This window comes from Kocuria tytonicola, from assembly GCF_003687175.1.
Taxonomy (GTDB): domain Bacteria; phylum Actinomycetota; class Actinomycetes; order Actinomycetales; family Micrococcaceae; genus Kocuria; species Kocuria tytonicola.
The window spans coordinates 1,525,523-1,541,234 of the sequence record NZ_RDEX01000001.1 but is presented as its reverse complement, the minus strand read 5'-3'; the positions used below and the strand labels follow the sequence as shown (position 1 = coordinate 1,541,234).

Annotated in this window: 12 protein-coding genes and 4 tRNA genes; 3 read left to right on the top strand and 13 right to left on the bottom strand. The window is 71.4% G+C overall.

Annotation, left to right across the window (positions count from 1 at the left end):
* Positions 1-5 precede the first annotated feature (5 nt).
* The 5 genes from EAE32_RS07015 to EAE32_RS06995 all read right to left on the bottom strand — a co-directional run bounded on the left by EAE32_RS07015 (position 6) and on the right by EAE32_RS06995 (position 4,445).
* On the bottom strand, positions 6-1,655 hold the full coding sequence (locus EAE32_RS07015; protein WP_121864582.1) for an RsmB/NOP family class I SAM-dependent RNA methyltransferase: 1,650 nt from the start codon (positions 1,653-1,655) through the stop codon (positions 6-8).
* On the bottom strand, positions 1,652-2,575 hold the full coding sequence (locus tag EAE32_RS07010; RefSeq protein WP_121864831.1) for a methionyl-tRNA formyltransferase: 924 nt from the start codon (positions 2,573-2,575) through the stop codon (positions 1,652-1,654). The genes EAE32_RS07015 and EAE32_RS07010 overlap by 4 nt, the downstream gene beginning before the upstream one ends.
* 11 nt (positions 2,576-2,586) lie before the next feature.
* Positions 2,587-3,306 carry a peptide deformylase gene (gene def, locus EAE32_RS07005; protein ID WP_121864581.1) on the bottom strand — a complete coding sequence of 240 codons (720 nt, stop codon included), beginning with the start codon at positions 3,304-3,306 and terminating at the stop codon, positions 2,587-2,589.
* A 49-nt stretch (positions 3,307-3,355) separates the two neighbouring features.
* The gene (locus EAE32_RS07000; protein ID WP_121846327.1) at positions 3,356-4,270 is read right to left on the bottom strand and encodes a cytochrome; all 915 of its coding nucleotides are present in this window, start codon (positions 4,268-4,270) and stop codon (positions 3,356-3,358) included.
* A 103-nt stretch (positions 4,271-4,373) separates the two neighbouring features.
* Positions 4,374-4,445, bottom strand: a tRNA-Val gene (locus EAE32_RS06995).
* A 309-nt stretch (positions 4,446-4,754) separates the two neighbouring features.
* Here EAE32_RS06995 and EAE32_RS06990 point away from each other — a divergent pair.
* From EAE32_RS06990 to EAE32_RS06980, 3 genes are all read left to right on the top strand, one after another.
* Positions 4,755-4,827: transfer RNA gene (locus tag EAE32_RS06990), tRNA-Gly, on the top strand.
* A gap of 59 nt (positions 4,828-4,886) precedes the next feature.
* Positions 4,887-4,957, top strand: a tRNA-Cys gene (locus EAE32_RS06985).
* A gap of 34 nt (positions 4,958-4,991) precedes the next feature.
* Positions 4,992-5,066: transfer RNA gene (locus EAE32_RS06980), tRNA-Val, on the top strand.
* A 109-nt stretch (positions 5,067-5,175) separates the two neighbouring features.
* On the opposite strand, the gene EAE32_RS06975 is transcribed toward EAE32_RS06980, so the two are convergent.
* The 8 genes from EAE32_RS06975 to ybaK all read right to left on the bottom strand — a co-directional run bounded on the left by EAE32_RS06975 (position 5,176) and on the right by ybaK (position 15,701).
* The gene (locus EAE32_RS06975) at positions 5,176-6,126 is read right to left on the bottom strand and encodes an ornithine cyclodeaminase family protein (protein ID WP_121864580.1); all 951 of its coding nucleotides are present in this window, start codon (positions 6,124-6,126) and stop codon (positions 5,176-5,178) included.
* 270 nt (positions 6,127-6,396) lie between these two features.
* Positions 6,397-8,556, bottom strand: coding sequence for a class 1b ribonucleoside-diphosphate reductase subunit alpha (nrdE, locus tag EAE32_RS06970; RefSeq protein WP_121846329.1), 2,160 nt, complete (start codon positions 8,554-8,556; stop codon positions 6,397-6,399).
* Positions 8,553-9,047, bottom strand: coding sequence for a class Ib ribonucleoside-diphosphate reductase assembly flavoprotein NrdI (nrdI, locus tag EAE32_RS06965; protein ID WP_240625174.1), 495 nt, complete (start codon positions 9,045-9,047; stop codon positions 8,553-8,555). The genes nrdE and nrdI overlap by 4 nt, the downstream gene beginning before the upstream one ends.
* Before the next feature lie 201 nt (positions 9,048-9,248).
* The gene (gene nrdH / locus EAE32_RS06960; RefSeq protein ID WP_121846330.1) at positions 9,249-9,485 is read right to left on the bottom strand and encodes a glutaredoxin-like protein NrdH; all 237 of its coding nucleotides are present in this window, start codon (positions 9,483-9,485) and stop codon (positions 9,249-9,251) included.
* 327 nt (positions 9,486-9,812) lie between these two features.
* Positions 9,813-10,883, bottom strand: a complete 1,071-nt coding sequence (locus EAE32_RS06955) for an App1 family protein (RefSeq protein WP_121846331.1) — start codon at positions 10,881-10,883, stop codon at positions 9,813-9,815.
* Between the two features lie 63 nt (positions 10,884-10,946).
* Positions 10,947-14,531: a DNA polymerase III subunit alpha gene (locus EAE32_RS06950; protein ID WP_121864830.1), complete on the bottom strand. Its 3,585-nt coding sequence runs from the start codon at positions 14,529-14,531 to the stop codon at positions 10,947-10,949.
* A gap of 85 nt (positions 14,532-14,616) precedes the next feature.
* Positions 14,617-15,036 carry a DUF6504 family protein gene (locus EAE32_RS06945; RefSeq protein ID WP_121846881.1) on the bottom strand — a complete coding sequence of 140 codons (420 nt, stop codon included), beginning with the start codon at positions 15,034-15,036 and terminating at the stop codon, positions 14,617-14,619.
* Positions 15,037-15,188: 152 nt separating this feature from the next.
* Positions 15,189-15,701, bottom strand: coding sequence for a Cys-tRNA(Pro) deacylase (gene ybaK, locus EAE32_RS06940; protein ID WP_121864579.1), 513 nt, complete (start codon positions 15,699-15,701; stop codon positions 15,189-15,191).
* Between the last annotated feature and the right edge of the window lie 11 nt (positions 15,702-15,712).

The following is a 15,712-nucleotide window of genomic DNA, read 5'->3' as shown; positions in this document are numbered from 1 at the left end:
GGTGCTCAGCCGCGCCGACGCAGCGCCACCATGTACATGGCGTCCGTGCCGTGCACGTGCGGCCACAGCTGCACGCTGCTCCCACCGCCGGGCAGCTCCAGCCCGGCGGCACGGGTGCCGTGGAACGCGCCGGGCAGGGCGGCCTGCTCCGCGAGGGCCGCGGTGTCCAGGACCTCCACGTCCGCGCGCCGGTCCCGGACGTCCTGCAGCACGTCGTGGGTCTCGGCGGTGTGCGGCGAGCACGTCGCGTAGACCACCACGCCGCCGGGGCGGGTGGCCTCCAGCGCCGCGTCCAGCAGCTCCCGCTGCACGTCCGCGAGGTTCGCGACGTCCGACGGCGTGCGCCGCCACCGCGCCTCGGGGCGCCGTCGCAGGGCCCCCAGGCCGGTGCAGGGGACGTCCACGAGGACCCGGTCGAAGGTGCCCGCGTGCTCGCCAGGGACCTCCCGGGCGTCTCCCGTGCGCACACGCCACGCCTCGCGCGGAACGGGGGCCAGGGACTGGCGCACGAGCTCGCTGCGGTGCTCGCTGACCTCGTTGGCCAGCAGCGTGGCGCCCCGCTCGTGGGCGAGCGCCGCGAGGAGAGCGGCCTTGCCGCCCGGGCCCGCGCACAGGTCCGCCCACCGGCCGGCGTCCTCGGCAACCGCCGCCTGGGCGAGCACTCGGGCCACGAGCTGCGATCCCGCGTCCTGCACACGCACCACGCCCTCCCGTGTGCCCGGGATGCGGTGGACGTCTCCGCCGCCGCTCACGGCGCTGTCCGCCACGAACTCCCCCGGGTGGGCACCGGCCTCCAGCACGGGGTCGAGGGACCCCAGACCCGGCAGCGCCACGAGGTGCACGTCCGGGGCGGCGTTGTCCGCGTCCAGCAGGGCGGTGATCTCCTCCGGATCGCGTCCGTTCGCACGCAGGGCACGCCGCATGGCCCGGATCTCCCACACGGGGTGGGCACGGCGGACGCTCATGGCGCGCCACTCGTCCGGCTGCTGCGAGGCGAGGTCCTCCAGCCACTCCTCCTGGGTGCGCCGCGCCACCTTGCGCAGCACCGCGTTGACGAGTCCCGCCGGTCCCTGGCCGATCTCCCCGCGGACCAGGCCCACGGTGGCGTCCAGCGCGGCGTGGTCCGGCACGCGCATGGCCAGCAGCTGGTGGGTTCCCAGCCGCAGGGCGTCCACCACCGCGGGGTCCAGCTGGTCGAGGGGGCGGTCCACGCACGTCTGGAGCACGGCGTCCCACGTGCCGCTCCAGCGCATGGTGCCGTAGGCGAGCTCCGTGGCGAACGCGGCGTCGCGCCGGTCCAGACGGTGCTCGCGCGCCAGGGACGGGAGCACGAGGTTGCCGTAGGCGTCCTCGGAGTTCACCGCGCGCAGGGCCTCGAAGGCCGCGAGCCGCGCCGGGTCCGAACGTCGACGCCGCTGGCCCGGCGCCTGCGCCGAGTACGACCGCTCGTGCTGGGCCCGGCGGTTGCGCTCGTGCCCCCGGGCGTTGCGGCGGGAGCTGTCCTGCGAGCGGCCCCGGTCCCGGTCCCCGCCGCGGCCGCTCACGCTGCCGCCGCGCCGTTCACCGCCTCCGGGGCCGCGCTGCTGCCGGCCCTGCGGTCGGCCCCGTCGGTCGTCACCGGATGCTGCTCCACGGTCGTCGTACTCCCGGCTCATGCGAAGGCCACCTGCTCCCTGTGCTGCTGTCCACGGGCCCAGTCCAGGGCCGCCATGGGTTTCTTCCCGCCCGGCTGCACGCGCGTGAGCTCCACGGCGTACGAGCCGGTGCCCGCGAAGACCTGCTTGCCGCGGATCTCCACGTGGCCGGCGGCCAGTCCGGTCACTCCGGGGGCGGGGACCACGCTCTCGACCTTGATGCGCTGCCCCTCGTACTCCGTCCAGGCACCCGGTTCGGGGGTCACCCCGCGCACGTGGTGCGCCACGGCCACGGCCGGGTGCGTCCAGGTGATGCGAGCCTCCGCGCCCGTGAGCTTGGGGGCGGCGGTGGCCTCCCCCCGCTGCGGGACGGGCTGCACCTGTCCGGTGGCCACGCCCAGCAGCGACTCCGCGAGCAACGGCGAGCCCTCGTGCGCGAGCCGGTCCAGGACGGTGCCCGCGGTGTCCTCCGGGCGCACCTCGTCCGTGAGGGTGCCCACCACGGGGCCGGTGTCCATGCCCTCGTCCAGAACGAACGTGGTGGCTCCCAGCACGGAGTCGCCGGCCATCAGGGCGCGCTGCACCGGCGCGGCCCCGCGCCACTGCGGAAGCAGCGAGAAGTGCAGGTTGATCCAGCCGTGCTCGAAGACCTCCAGCGCCGGCCGCGGGAGCAGGGCGCCGTAGGCCACCACCGCCCCGATGCGGGCACCGGTCCCACGCAGCGCGGCCCGGACGTCCTCCGTGACACGGTTGGCCCGCAGCACGGACAGGCCGAACTCCTCCGCGCGGCGCGCCACGGCGGAGGGCGTGAGCACTTTCTTGCGCCCCACGGGGGCGTCCTCGCGGGTCAGCACGGCGGCGATCTCGAAGCGCGGATCCGAGTGCAGGGCCTCGAGCGGGGGCACAGCCGTCTCCGGCGTGCCCGCGTAGACGATTTTCAGTCGTTCGTGCGTCATCGTGCCCCTCCCCGGGTGAAGGCGGAGCCTGCTGCGCGCACGGGACGGGACGCGGCGTCGTCGGCGGGGCGGGTGAAGGCGGAACCGGCCGCCGCCGGGGAATCCCCCGTGCGGACCGGGCCTCGTGCACCACGGGCGGCCGGGGCCGACGGCCCCTGGGTGCCGGCGCCGTGCGACGACGCCGCGAGCCGCTGCTCGTCCCGCTCCTTCTCCGTCCTGGCCGCGGCCTCGCGAAACTCGGGGCTGCGCAGCCTGCGCAGGGCGTCCTTGCGCTCGTCACCCACCAGACGGTCCACGTAGAGCATGCCGTGCAGGTGGTCGGTCTCGTGCTGGAAGCAGCGGGCCAGCAGCCCCGTGGCCTCCCGTTGCACGGGGCGGCCGTGGGAGTCCACGCCGGTGAGCACCGCCCGGTGCCTGCGCGGGGTCTCGTGGGACAGGCCCGGGACGGAGAGGCAGCCTTCGCCGCCCTCCTGGGGTTCGTCCCCCACGCTCAGACGGGGATTGACCACGTGGCCCTCGTCCCCGTGGACACCCCACGTGAAGATCTGCAGACCCACCCCCACCTGGGGTGCGGCCAGTCCGACGCCTCCCACGGCGTACATGGTCTCGAACATGTCCCGCACCAGGGTTCGCAGGGAGTCGTCGAACTCCGTGACCTCCTGGGCGGGGGTCCGCAGGACCGGGTCCCCGATGGTGCGGATGCGCAGAATACTCACCGTGCGGTGCTCTCCTCGTGTGGGTTCGTGGGCCGGGACGGCATCGTCCTCAGTCTACGGCGGGCCCGGCCACCGGCAGTGTGACAGTGGAGTCCGGCACCAGGCGCCCCGTGGGGCTGCCCTCGAGCGGCGGCGGGGCAATGCTGCGCAGCTGCGGCCCCGCGGACTCCAGCTGCGCCGACCGGGCCCACACCTTGGCCAGGGCGCAGAACTTGTACCAGTGGGCAGGCAGGTGCTCGGACACGGCCTGGACCGTGAGCGCCTCCGTCTCCCCGATCGCCACGGCCATGAGCACGTCCGCGTCCCCGTAGCGCCACGGCTCCCACTGCCCCGCTGCGGCGTCCACGAGCGACTCCTCCGCCTTGAGACCCGCGACCAGCTGGGTGACCACCTTGGGGTCCGGGGACTTCACCCGCCCGGAGCGGTCCGTGCCCTTCGTCTTGTAGTCGATGAGGCAGACCTTGCCGCCGATCCGCGCCACGAGGTCCAGGGTGCCGGCGTAGCCCACGGTGGAGTTCCACACCGTGATCTCCGCCGCCAGCGGCTCCGGCCGGTAGAGCTCCCACCACTGGTCCGCGCTGTCCGCGAAGCGTGCCTCGTGGTGCTCCGTGAGATCGGCGCGGGCGCGCTCCACCTCGTGGGCCGCCCCCATGGCACGCAGCGCAAGCTGCTCGCAGTAGTCGTGGACGCGGTCCCCGCGCTGCGCCGCCTGGTCGCGGTGCCGCTCGGCGGCCTTGGCCGCGTGGTTGACCAGGGAACGACGCCGCCGCGAGTCCCGCAGCGCGTCCGGCAGCTGGGGGTCGTTCGCCAGCGCCTGGGCTGCGCTGTACCCGTACCAGCCGCCGAGGTCGTTGGCCTCGCAGCCGATGATCGTGGTGATGGACGGAACCTCGAGGTCCCCGCCCTCACGGCGCGCGTACATGCGGCCGGTGGGCGTCTGCTGTGCGAGTCGGGGTTGCGTCATGGGCCCAGCGTAGGAAGGGCCCCCGACACGCAGAAGCCTTCCGCTCCGTGGGCGGGCACGAAAAAACCCGGCCCCTTCCGGGACCGGGTTCTTCGTTCGTCCGTGCGCGATACTGGGATCGAACCAGTGACCTCTTCGGTGTGAACGAAGCGCGCTACCGCTGCGCCAATCGCGCTTGCAACGTTGAAAACTCTAGAACACATCCCGCGGCAACGGCAAATCGGCCCGGCCCGGATGTGCCACCGGGCCCGTCGGAGCCGCCACGGCCTGTTCCCGCACCCCTCGCACCACTCCTCATGGCGGCCCGATTTGCCCGGACCCGGGGGCATGGGTAATGTTCTTCCTCGTTGGCAACGCCCCGCAGGGGACGGCCTCCGCACCGGAAACGGTTCGGGTGCCGGAACGGCGGGTAGCGCGAAGACCTGTGATAAAGTTTCCGCTCGGAAGAACGGAGAATGAAACAGGTTTCCGATCGACCGACAATGCGGACGTAGCTCAGCTGGTAGAGCATCACCTTGCCATGGTGAGGGTCGCGGGTTCGACTCCCGTCGTCCGCTCGCAGTTATCGACCTCGTGGTCGAGATCTGAGACCCTGTCCTCCAAGGATCTGGTCCCCGGTGGGGTGGCCGAGTGGTTAGGCAGCGGCCTGCAAAGCCGTCAACGCGGGTTCGAATCCCGTCTCCACCTCGGTGCAACCACCCGTTCAATACGTGAACATTGAGCGCGATTGGCGCAGCGGTAGCGCGCTTCCCTGACACGGAAGAGGTCACTGGTTCGATCCCAGTATCGCGCACCAGATCAAGGCCCCGGAACTCACGTTCCGGGGCCTTTTCTCATGTCCTTCTCCCCCGCCTGCCCCCGCGCGGGGCGGAGCAGACACCGTCGCGCCCCCAGGGGCAGGACGATCAGGCCTCGGCGCCGTCCACCACGCCCACGGCGACGGCGAGGTCCTGCCAGCTCATGCCCACGCACTTGAACACACGGGGCCGGGAGCGGTCCACGGCGGCCGCGCCGGTGACCACGTCCGCGAGGGGCACGAGGTCCTCCTCGGTGAGCGCGCCCTCCGCCACGGCCTGCACGACGTCCCCGGCCTCGCGCAGCGCCGTGCCGCGGTCCTCCACGACCACCTGCGCCCGGCCCATCAGCGCGGCGTCCAGTTCCCGGGCGTCCGGCTCGTGGGATCCCATGGCGACGACGCACGCCGCGTCCCGGACCAGCGCACCGTCGAACAGGGGCTCCGCGGCGGAGGTGGCGCACACGACGACGTCCGCGTCCCGGACGTCCTCCGCCGTCCCGGCGCGCGCGGCCAGTCCGAGCCGTTGCGCGTGCCCCACCGCGGCCGCGACCTTCTCGGTGCTGCGACCGCACACCACCACCTCCGAGAAGTCCCGGACGTCCGCGAACGCCTCGATGTGGGACAGCGCCTGCGGGCCGGTGCCGAACACCATGAGCGTCTGCGCATCCGGGGCCGCGAGGTGGTCCGCCGCGAGGGCGGAGACGGCCGGCGTGCGCAGCGTGGTGAGCGCGTTGCCCTCCATGACGGCCTGCACGCTCAGCGTGGGTGTGTCCATGAGCAGGTAGGTGGCCTGGATGCGCGGCAGACCACGTTCCGGGTTCCCCGGTGAGACCGTGGCAACCTTGATCCCGCTCCACGCTCCCAGCACGGACGGCATGAGCAGCATGTGCCCCTGGCCGGCGGTCACGTTGCCCCGGGCGGGGTCCTCCCCGGGGTGGAAGCCACCCACCAGGGTCTCCTCGAGGAGCTTCCTGGCCCGCCGGGGGCTCACCGCGTCGAGGATCTGCTGCGCGGCGAACCAGCGCGGGGCGTTCTCAGGGGTGCTGTGGTCCTGGGTCATGGAGGTTCTCCTGATGATGGGGGCGCAGGCCGGGCGTGGCAGCCGGCTGCCGGTTGTGGACGTGCTCGACGGTGCTCCGGACGACATCTGCCCCGCCCGACCAGGGGTCGAACGGGGCAGAGACGGCCAGGCCGGGCAGGCACCGGGCGCAAGCACCGAGCACGGTCACCGGGGGCGCAGGAAGCGGACCGGGCCGATGCGAAGGCGAGGTGCCCGCGGTGTGGCGCGCGGCGTCGTCGTGCCCCTGTGCTCAGGGACGACGACGGCGCGTCACAGCATGCAGGACACGCAGCCCTCCACCTCGGTGCCCTCCAGGGCGAGCTGGCGGATGCGCGAGTAGTACATGGTCTTGATGCCCTTGCGCCACGCGTAGATCTGAGCGCGGTTGATGTCCCGCGTGGTGGCGGTGTCCTTGAAGAACAGTGTGAGCGAGAGCCCCTGGTCCACGTGCTGCGTGGCCGCGGCGTACGTGTCGATGATCTTCTCGTAGCCGATCTCGTACGCGTCCTGGAAGTATTCCAGGTTCTCGTTGTCCATGAACGGCGCCGGGTAGTACACGCGGCCCAGCTTGCCCTCCTTGCGGATCTCGATGCGCGAGGCGATCGGGTGGATCGAGGACGTGGAGTTGTTGATGTACGAGATGGAGCCGGTGGGTGGTACGGCCTGCAGGTTCTGGTTGTACATCCCGTCCGCCATGACCTTCTCGCGCAGCTCGCGCCAGTCCTCGACCGTGGGCAGGGCGATGCCCGCCCGCTCGAACAGCTCCCGGACCCGCGCGGTGGCGGGCTCCCAGACCCGGTCCGTGTACTTGTCGAAGAACGTGCCGTTCGCGTAGTCCGAGTTCTCGAAGCCCACGAAGGACTCCCCCCGCTCCTTCGCGATCCGGTTGGAGGCGCGGATGGCGTGGTAGGTCACCGCGTAGAAGTACATGTCGGTGAAGTCCACACCCTCCTCCGAGCCGTAGAAGATGTGCTCCTTGGCGAGGTAGCCGTGCAGGTTCATCTGCCCGAGGCCCACGGCGTGGGACATCTGGTTGCCGCGCCGGATGGAGGGCACCGAGTCGATGTTGGACATGTCCGAGACGGCGGTCAGGCCGCGGATGGCGGTCTCGATGCTCGCACCGAAGTCCTCGGACTCCATGGCCATGGCGATGTTCATGGACCCCAGGTTGCACGAGATGTCCTTGCCCACCTCCGCGTAGGTCAGGTCCTCGTTGTACGTGGAGGGCTCGGAGACCTGGAGGATCTCGGAGCACAGGTTGGACATGATGATCTTGCCGTCGATGGGGTTCGCCCGGTTCACCGTGTCCTCGAACATGATGTACGGGTAGCCGGACTCGAACTGCACCTCCGCAACGGTCTGGAAGAACTCACGGGCGTTGATCTTGGTCTTCGCGATCCGGGAGTCGTCCACCATCTCGTGGTACTTCTCGCTCACGTTCACGTCCGCGAAGGGCATGCCGTAGATGCGCTCCACGTCGTACGGGGAGAACAGGTACATGTCCTGGTTCTTCTTGGCCAGCTCGAACGTGATGTCCGGGATGACCACACCCAGGGAGAGGGTCTTGATGCGGATCTTCTCGTCCGCGTTCTCGCGCTTGGTGTCCAGGAAGTTGAGGATGTCCGGGTGGTGCGCGTGCAGGTACACGGCCCCGGCCCCCTGACGGGCACCCAGCTGGTTCGCGTAGGAGAAGGAGTCCTCCAGCAGCTTCATCACGGGGATCACGCCCGAGGACTGGTTCTCGATCATCTTGATGGGAGCGCCGGACTCGCGCAGGTTGGTGAGCGCGAACGCCACACCGCCGCCGCGCTTGGACAGCTGCAGCGCGGAGTTGATGTTGCGCCCGATCGACTCCATGTTGTCCTCGAAGCGCACCAGGAAGCACGAGACGAGCTCGCCGCGCTGCTTCTTGCCGGCGTTGAGGAACGTGGGCGTGGCCGGCTGGAACCGGCCGGAGATGATCTCCGCCACGAGGCGCTCGGCCAGGGCCTCGTCCCCGTCCGCGAGGTACAGGGAGACCATGACCACGCGGTCCTCGAAGCGCTCCAGGTATCGCTGGCCGTCGAAGGTCTTCAGCGTGTAGGACGTGTAGAACTTGAACGCGCCCAGGAACGTCTGGAAGCGGAACTTGTAGCCGTAGGCCTGCTTGGAGAGCTTCTTGACGAACTCGAAGCTGTACTTCTCCAGCACCTCGGCCTCGTAGTACTGGTGGTCCACCAGGTACTTGAGCTTCTCCTCCAGGTCGTGGAAGAACACGGTGTTCTTGTTCACGTGCTGGAGGAAGTACTGGCGGGCCGCCTGCTGGTCCGCCTCGAACTGGATCCTGCCCTCGGCGTCGTAGAGGTTCAGCAGCGCGTTGAGCTCGTGGTAGCCGAGGCCCCGGTACTTCTCGGGGCACGTGGGATCTTCGTGACCGGGCTCGATGCTCACGCCCGGGGTTGCATGGATGCTTGCCAAAACTCTTCCAATCCTTGGGTGACTTTCTCGACGTCCTCGTCCGTGCCCATCAGCTCGAACTTGTAGAGCAGGGGCACCTGGCACTTGACGGCCACCTTCTCCGCCGCCACGCAGAACAGGGGGCCGAAGTTGGTGTTGCCAGCGCCGATCACACCGAGCAGGTGCTGCCGCGACGAGGGGTCGTTCAGGAACTTGACGACTTGAGGGGGGACTGACCCCGCTCCCCCGGGCCGTCCGTAGCTGGGCACGGCCAGGACGTACGGCTCGGTGATGCGGGGAACGGGGTCGGTGGTGCGGAGGGGCAACCGGACGGATCTCACCGGCAGCTTGGCGATGAAACGGTCCGTGTTGCGCGTGACGGAGGAGAAGTACACCACCAGGGGTGCATCCTCCCCCGCGACGACGGGTGCGCGATGGAGTTCCCGCTCCTTCGCCTGGGCGAGAACCGAGCTGATGGCGCTCATACCGGCTCACTTCGACTCGTGGTGGATCGTGCGGTGTGGCGCATGTCCGCGGTGTGGTGCGCCTGCCGGGCCGGACAGGTGGTGCTGTGGCCGGTGGACGCCTGGTGCGCCGGTGCCGACCGGTTCTCGGCCGTGGACTGCGCGGCGCGCCGGGGGAGCTGCCCGCCCGGGGACGGACCGTGGAGTCCGCGGGGAACTGCCTCAGGCGGAGAGCAGCAGCGCCAGGGAGTTGATCTTGTCCGGGCGGAAGCCGGACCAGTGCTCGGTGGTGGTCTCCACCACGGGCACCTGCTGGTAGCCCAGGCCCACCACGTGGTCGTACGCGGTGGTGTCCTCGGTGACGTCCACCACTGTGTAGTCGATGCCCTTCTTGGTGAGGGCGCGGTAGGTGGCGTTGCACTGGACGCACGACGGCTTGGAATACACGGTGACTGACATAGCCCATTCTCCTTGCGGGAAGTACCGATTCTCCGACGCCTCCGGGGCCCAGGGGGTCACGGTCCGGGTGGTGCGCCAGGTGATTGAACAACTGCGTCAATACTACATCTAGTGGCGCAGGAGCACAGGGCACCCAACATGATGTGGTTGCGTGTTCCACAGGGGTGGGCGTGTTTTCCCCCTGTTGTCCACAGGACCGTGCGGGGCAACCCCGCGTGCTTCCGCGGTTCAGGGCACGGTGGTGTGGATAAGAGGAGTTCCCCACGTCACCCGAAATCTTTTTCGGGCGTGGCCCTCCCCCGTCCCCGGCCGTGACGGGACGAGGGCTCAGAGCAGGCCGGCGTCCCGGAGCTGGTCCGAGATCGAGGCGCCGTCGTTGGCCTCGATCCACAGCACCCCCTCGGGAACCGCGACCCGGTGCCCGTCGGACCCGCGGGTGCCCGCGGCCAGCACCGCCTCGGTGGGAGAGAGGTTGCGGATCACGATGGCGGCCACGGAGTCCGGGTAGCGCTCGGCGAAACCCGCGTAGATCTGCGGGTCGTGCTGGCCGTCGTCCCCGATGAGGATCCACCTCACGTGGGGGAAGTTGCGGGCCAGCCGTTGCAGGTTCTGCACCTTGTGCTGGGAGCCGGAGCGGAACCAGCGCTCGGTGGTGGGCCCCCAGTCGGTCAGCAGGAGCGCACCGGCAGGATAGGCGTTGCGGGTGAGGAAGCGGCGCAGGGTGGGTGCCACGTTCCAGGCGCCGGTGGACAGGTAGAGGAACGGCGCGTGCGGATGCCTGCGCCGCAGCCGGTCCATCATGGTGGACATTCCCGGGGTGGGGATGCGGGCGTGCTCGTTGGCCACGAAGGAGTTCCAGGCGGCCAGCATGGGGCGTGGCAGGGCGGTGACCATCACGGTGTCGTCCACGTCGCACACCACACCCAGGTGCTGCTGGTCCGAGACCACGGTGACCGTGGCCTCCGTGACCTCTGACCCCTCGGCCTGCATGTAGATGGTGTGGATGCCCGGCGCCATGGACACGTTGAGGTCCACGTCGATCACACCGCCCTTGTCCGCCACGAAGTGGAACTCGTGGTCCCCGAGCCACACGTTCACCTGGGCGAAGGCGTAGGGCACGGAGGAGAAGGAGCGCCACCCGCGGATGGACTCCGCGGCGTCGTCGGTGTCCGCCACGTAGGTGCGGGTCTTGAGCAGGACGCGCCCCAGGGCCCGGACGTAGCGCGGGCTGCCGTAGCCGTCGAAGGCGAGCATGGTGGGGATGTCCCCCCGCTGCAGGGCACGGCCCTGGCGCCAGCGCTGCAGCTTCTGGTCGAAGCGGTAGCCGATGTTGATTGCCTCTTCCGTGACCTGGTCCACGGACGGCAGCAGATCCCCTCCGCCGCTGTTCTTCGCCATGGCTCCCAGTGTTCCACAGGCTCGCACGCGTGCAGATCCCCTCCCCGTGTCCCTCTTCCCGTGTCATCGGGACCCCGCCCCCTCGCGGGCCGCGGCGCCGTGGCCCGCCTCCGCGCGGGGCGCACCACGGCTCCCCGCGCGGGAGCACGTGCGCCCCGCGGGAGAGGACCCGGTCTCGGAACCCCGCCGGCCGGGCGCTCGGGACGGCGAGGGCCGGGAGCCCAGCAGGGTGCGCGGGTCCGGGAGGGTCTCCGGGCGGGAGAGGTCCCACGCCCGGGCGGCCTGGATGCCGATCCCGCGCGGACCGGTGCGGCGGGTGTGGCCGTGGACCAGCAGCAGCGTGGGAGCGAAGAGCACCTCTCCCGAGGCCTCCTGGGCCTCGTCGAAGAACGTGCAGTCCACGGCTCCCGAGCCGTCGTCCAGGGAGATGAAGACCACGCGCCGGCCGCTGCGCATGGGCGGTGTCATGGTGGAGACCCGGACACCGGCCACCACCACCTCGCTGCCGCTGCGCAGCCCCAGCAGGTCCTCCGCGCGGGTGGCCCGGTAGGCACGCACGAGCTCGGAGTGGGAGTCCATGAGGTGGGCGCTGACCTCGATGTTCATGGTCTCCATCTCCGCTCGGACCCGTTCCTGGGAGGTCGGCTCGGGGAGCCGCGCGGGCACGGAGGTCAGGTCCACGTCCCCCAGGGGCAGCGCGAGCTGGCCCTCCCCCGGCTGCGCACGGCCGCCCCGTCCGCTCGCGGGCTGCTCCGCCCGCTCGGTGAGGAAGCGGACCACGTCCGTGCGGGAGGCGCGGGCCCCGGCCCCGCGCAGCAGCCCGTCCAGGGCCCCGGCCGTGGCGAGGCGCTGCAGGGAGCGCCGGGAGGGCCGGGCCCGCACCCGGACCTCGGCGAGCGTGGCGTAGGGCTGCCCGGCGAGGAGCCGCTCGACCTCCGCGGCGCTGATGCCGGTGATGGTGGCGAGGGACATGCGGATCCCCCAGGCGCCGTCCTGGGTGTGGGGGATCCCGGCGTCCAGGTCCCCGGACACCACCGTTCCGGGGCGGGGGGTGACGGCCTCCACCCGGTGGTGCTCGCCGCTGCGGTTGACGTCCGGGCCGAGCACGGGGATCCCCATGCGCCGGGCTTCCCCCACGAGCAGCCGCGCGGGGTACATCCCGGGGTCGTGCTCCCACACCCCGGCCATGAAGGCTTCCGGGTGGTGCGTCTTCAGCCACGCGGACTGGTAGGTAGGCACCGCGAAGGCCACGCCGTGGGCCTTGCAGAAGCCGAAGCTGCCGAAGGCGTGGAGGGTCTGCCACACGCTGTCCACCACGTCCGGGGAGAAGCCGCGAGCGCGGGCGCCGTCCCGGAACGCGGTCTCCACGGGTTCCTCCCCGGGGGATCCGAGCAGCCGCCGCCAGACGTCCGCCTGTCCGAGTCCGCAGCCGGTCATGCGGTCCATGATGCGCATGATCTGCTCGTGGTAGACGGCCACGCCGCGGGTCTCGGCGAGGATCTCCTGGAGGTCCGGGTGGGAGTACACGGGGGTGGACCAGCCGTGGCGGGCGTCCAGGTAGGGGCGGACCATGTTGGCCTGCATGGGGCCGGGGCGGAACAGGGAGATGTCCACCACGAGGTCGTTGAATTCCTCGGGCCCCATGGTGCCGATGAGCTCGCGCTGGCCGGGGGACTCGATCTGGAAGCAGCCGAGGGTGTGGGTGGAGCTGATGAGGCGGAAGGTGTCGGGGTCGTCCCGGGGCATGGCGTCGAGGTCCGGGGGCGGTTCGTGGGGGTGCAGCCGGGTGATCTCCGAGACGGCGTGCGCCAGGGTGGACTGCATGCGAACCCCCAGGATGTCGAGCTTGATGAGCCCCATGGGGTCCATGTCGTGCTTGTCGTACTGGGACATGGGCAGCCCGATCCCGCTGGCCTGGACCGGGGTGCGGTCCAGCAGGGTGGTGTCGGAGAGGATCACGCCGCACGGGTGCATGGAGATGTGGCGGGGCAGCCGGTCCAGGCGCTCGGTGAGGTCCACGAGCAGGTCCATCTGCCGGTTGTCCCGCAGCCGCTGCGCGAGGGGGGCGAGCTCGGGGCGGCGGGAGATCTCCTCGCGCAGCGTGGCCCCCGGGACCCGCCACAGCTGCCCGGCCACGTGGTCCACGTCCTGGGGGCCGAGACCCAGCGCGAGCCCTGCGTCCCGCACGGCGCCGCGGGAGCGGTAGGCGTTCTGCATGCTCATGAGGCTCACGCGCCGGGGCCCGAAGCGCGCGAAGATCCGGCGGTAGACGTCGTGGCGGCGGGCGCTCTCCATGTCGATGTCGATGTCCGGGAGGTTGGGGCGCAGCGGGGAGAGGAAGCGCTCGAACACGAGGTCGTATTCCAGCGGGTCCGCCGGGGAGATCCCGAGCAGGTGCACCACCAGGGAGGAGACCCCGGAGCCGCGGGCGGCGTGGCGCACCCCCAGGGAGGTCATGAGCTCGGAGACCTCTCCCACGGTGAGGAAGTAGCCCGCGAAGCCCAGCTGCGCGATCACGGCCAGTTCCCGTTCCAGGCGTCCCCGCAGGGACTCCCGGTTGAGGCCGGGGACGGTGCGGTCCCAGTCCTCCCCGCCGTGCAGCCGGGCGAGTCCGGCGTAGCAGCGCTGCGCGAGTTCGCGGTCCGGGTCCCCCCGCAGCCCGAGCACGGAGGCCTCGGGGATCACGGGGGTGTCCACGCCGAGGTCCTGTCGCAGGTCCAGGACGCAGCGCTGCGCCAGGTGGTGGGTGTCCGCGAGCAGCCCTGCCGCCCCGGTGCCCGGCACCTCGGCCGCGCTCGTGATCTCCCGCGCCAGCCGCGTCATGGCGTCCCCGTCCTTGAGCCACCCCTGGCCGTTGGGCTGTAGCACCCCGCGGTCCGCTCCCGCGAGCTCGTCCAGGGACATCAGGGTGCGTGCGGCGTCGAGGACGTCCGCGGTCACGGCCTGGCCCGGGTGGGCGTAGCGCACGGCGTTGCTGAGCACCACGGGCAGCTCCGCGGCCCGCCCGATCTCGTACATGCGCACGGCGTGGCCCGTGCCGAGGGGTGCCCCCTGGGGTGCCAGGTGGTGCACGGTCTCCACCACGAGGGTCTGGGCCGGCAGCCGGGAGCGCCAGCGGTTCAGGGCCTCCCGCGCACCCCGGTAGTGGCGGCGGGCCAGCAGCCTGCCCACGTCCGAGTCCGGGCCCACGAGCACCACGAGTCCCGGGGTGCCGCCGCGGGCCGCGCGGTGGACGTGACGGGCGAGCTGCGCGGCCGTGAGCCCGATGGGGTGGGGGCCGCGGCGGTCGTGGCCGCGGTGGGTCGCCGAGACGAGCCGGCACAGCGCCGCGTACCCCGCCCCGCCGTTGTGGCCCGTGGCCAGGACCACCACCCGCCCGACCACCCGGGGTGCCACGGCACGCCGTCGCTCGCCGGCGGGGGTCCCCCCGGGCTCCCGCAGCAGGGCGAGGTCCACGCCCAGCACCGGGGCGAGGCCGTGCTCCCGGCACGCCAGCACGTGCTTGACCGCGCCGTACAGCCCGTCCCGGTCCGTGCACGCGAGGATCTGCGCCCCCTGCTGCGCGGCGGTCCGCGCGAGCTCGTCGGGGCGGGCCACCCCGTAGTGCGCACTGAAGGCGGAGGCCACGTGAAGGTGAGGGAACCACATGCTCATATTCGAATCTTTGTTCGAATGTTTGTCAACCGGGTCGAGACCTCCCGGAGCTGCGGCTCCACCCCGAGGGGAGCCCGGATCAGAGGCTGACACCGAGCAGCTCCCAGCGTCCCGTGACCTGGCTGCGGGTGATGTCGAAGGTGCGCGCCACGGCTGCACCGGCCTGGACCGCCTGCACACGCCAGCACTCCCGGTCCACGGCACTGGTGCGGCTCTCCCTGGGGACGCGGTCCTCCACATCCCACCAGTTGCGGCGTTCGAACCAGTGGATCACCGGCTGCAGGACCCGCTGCTCCCGGCCCCGGTAGGTCACTGCCCAGGGTGCCCCGGTGTCGTCGCACCGCACCGAGAACCCCTCCGACCCCGGGTCCGGGAGGACGGCAGCCACCCCGGGACCGGCGCGGCCCGCACCGATCACCGGGACCGCGTCCCACGGGTCCTCGTGGCCCGCGGGACCGCCCTCGACGTCCACGCCCTCCGTCATCTCCAGCACCGTCATGGTGGTTCACCCTCCCCAGGTTTTCGAAACTTTATTCGACTCCTGGGACGGTGCCAAGGCCGTCCGACACGCATAAGCGACCACCGGTGCGGGCCCCGTGACCCACCGGGGAGAGGGAGGCAGCGGTCCACCGCGGCTCGCGCCGCGCCGTGTCAGTGCCCGCGGTCCGCGGGCCGCGCCACGGCGGCGAGCACCGCATCCGTGGCACGGGCCAGGTCCTCGGGCGAGAGCCCCACGTCGAAGCCGCGCCGCCCGCCGGAGACGTAGACGCGCTCCATCCCCCGGGCGCTCTCGTCCAGGACCGTGGGCAGGGGTGTGCGCTGGCCCAGCGGGCTCACTCCCCCGAGCACGTAGCCGGTCAGGCGGTGGACGTCCGCCGGGTCCGCGAGGTGCGCCTTCTTGGCACCCAGTGCGGCCGCGGCGGCCTTGAGGTCCGCACGGGCGGCCACCGGCACCACGCACACCCCGAAACCGCCGGGCTCCAGGGCCACCACGAGAGTCTTGAACACGCTCTGCGAGTCGAGTCCGAGCGCCTGGGCGGCCTCGTCCCCGTAGGACCCGGCCCGGGGGTCGTGCTCGTACGGCAGCTCCTCGAACTCGACCCCCGCCGCCGTGAGCGCCTGCGTGGCCGGGGTGGCCGAGGACTTCGTCTTCTTCGCCGCCATCTGTGCTGTCT

What these genes read in the sequence shown, in the direction of transcription:
- EAE32_RS06975 (WP_121864580.1), bottom strand. Translation starts at nt 6,126, where the DNA reads ATGACCCAGGACCACAGCACCCCTGAGAACGCCCCGCGCTGGTTCGCC.
- EAE32_RS06955 (WP_121846331.1), bottom strand. Translation starts at nt 10,883, where the DNA reads ATGGCGAAGAACAGCGGCGGAGGGGATCTGCTGCCGTCCGTGGACCAG.
- EAE32_RS07015 (WP_121864582.1), bottom strand. Translation starts at nt 1,655, where the DNA reads ATGAGCCGGGAGTACGACGACCGTGGAGCAGCATCCGGTGACGACCGA.
- EAE32_RS06950 (WP_121864830.1), bottom strand. Translation starts at nt 14,531, where the DNA reads ATGTGGTTCCCTCACCTTCACGTGGCCTCCGCCTTCAGTGCGCACTAC.
- ybaK (WP_121864579.1), bottom strand. Translation starts at nt 15,701, where the DNA reads ATGGCGGCGAAGAAGACGAAGTCCTCGGCCACCCCGGCCACGCAGGCG.
- EAE32_RS07000 (WP_121846327.1), bottom strand. Translation starts at nt 4,270, where the DNA reads ATGACGCAACCCCGACTCGCACAGCAGACGCCCACCGGCCGCATGTAC.
- nrdI (WP_240625174.1), bottom strand. Translation starts at nt 9,047, where the DNA reads ATGAGCGCCATCAGCTCGGTTCTCGCCCAGGCGAAGGAGCGGGAACTC.
- EAE32_RS06945 (WP_121846881.1), bottom strand. Translation starts at nt 15,036, where the DNA reads ATGACGGTGCTGGAGATGACGGAGGGCGTGGACGTCGAGGGCGGTCCC.
- nrdH (WP_121846330.1), bottom strand. Translation starts at nt 9,485, where the DNA reads ATGTCAGTCACCGTGTATTCCAAGCCGTCGTGCGTCCAGTGCAACGCC.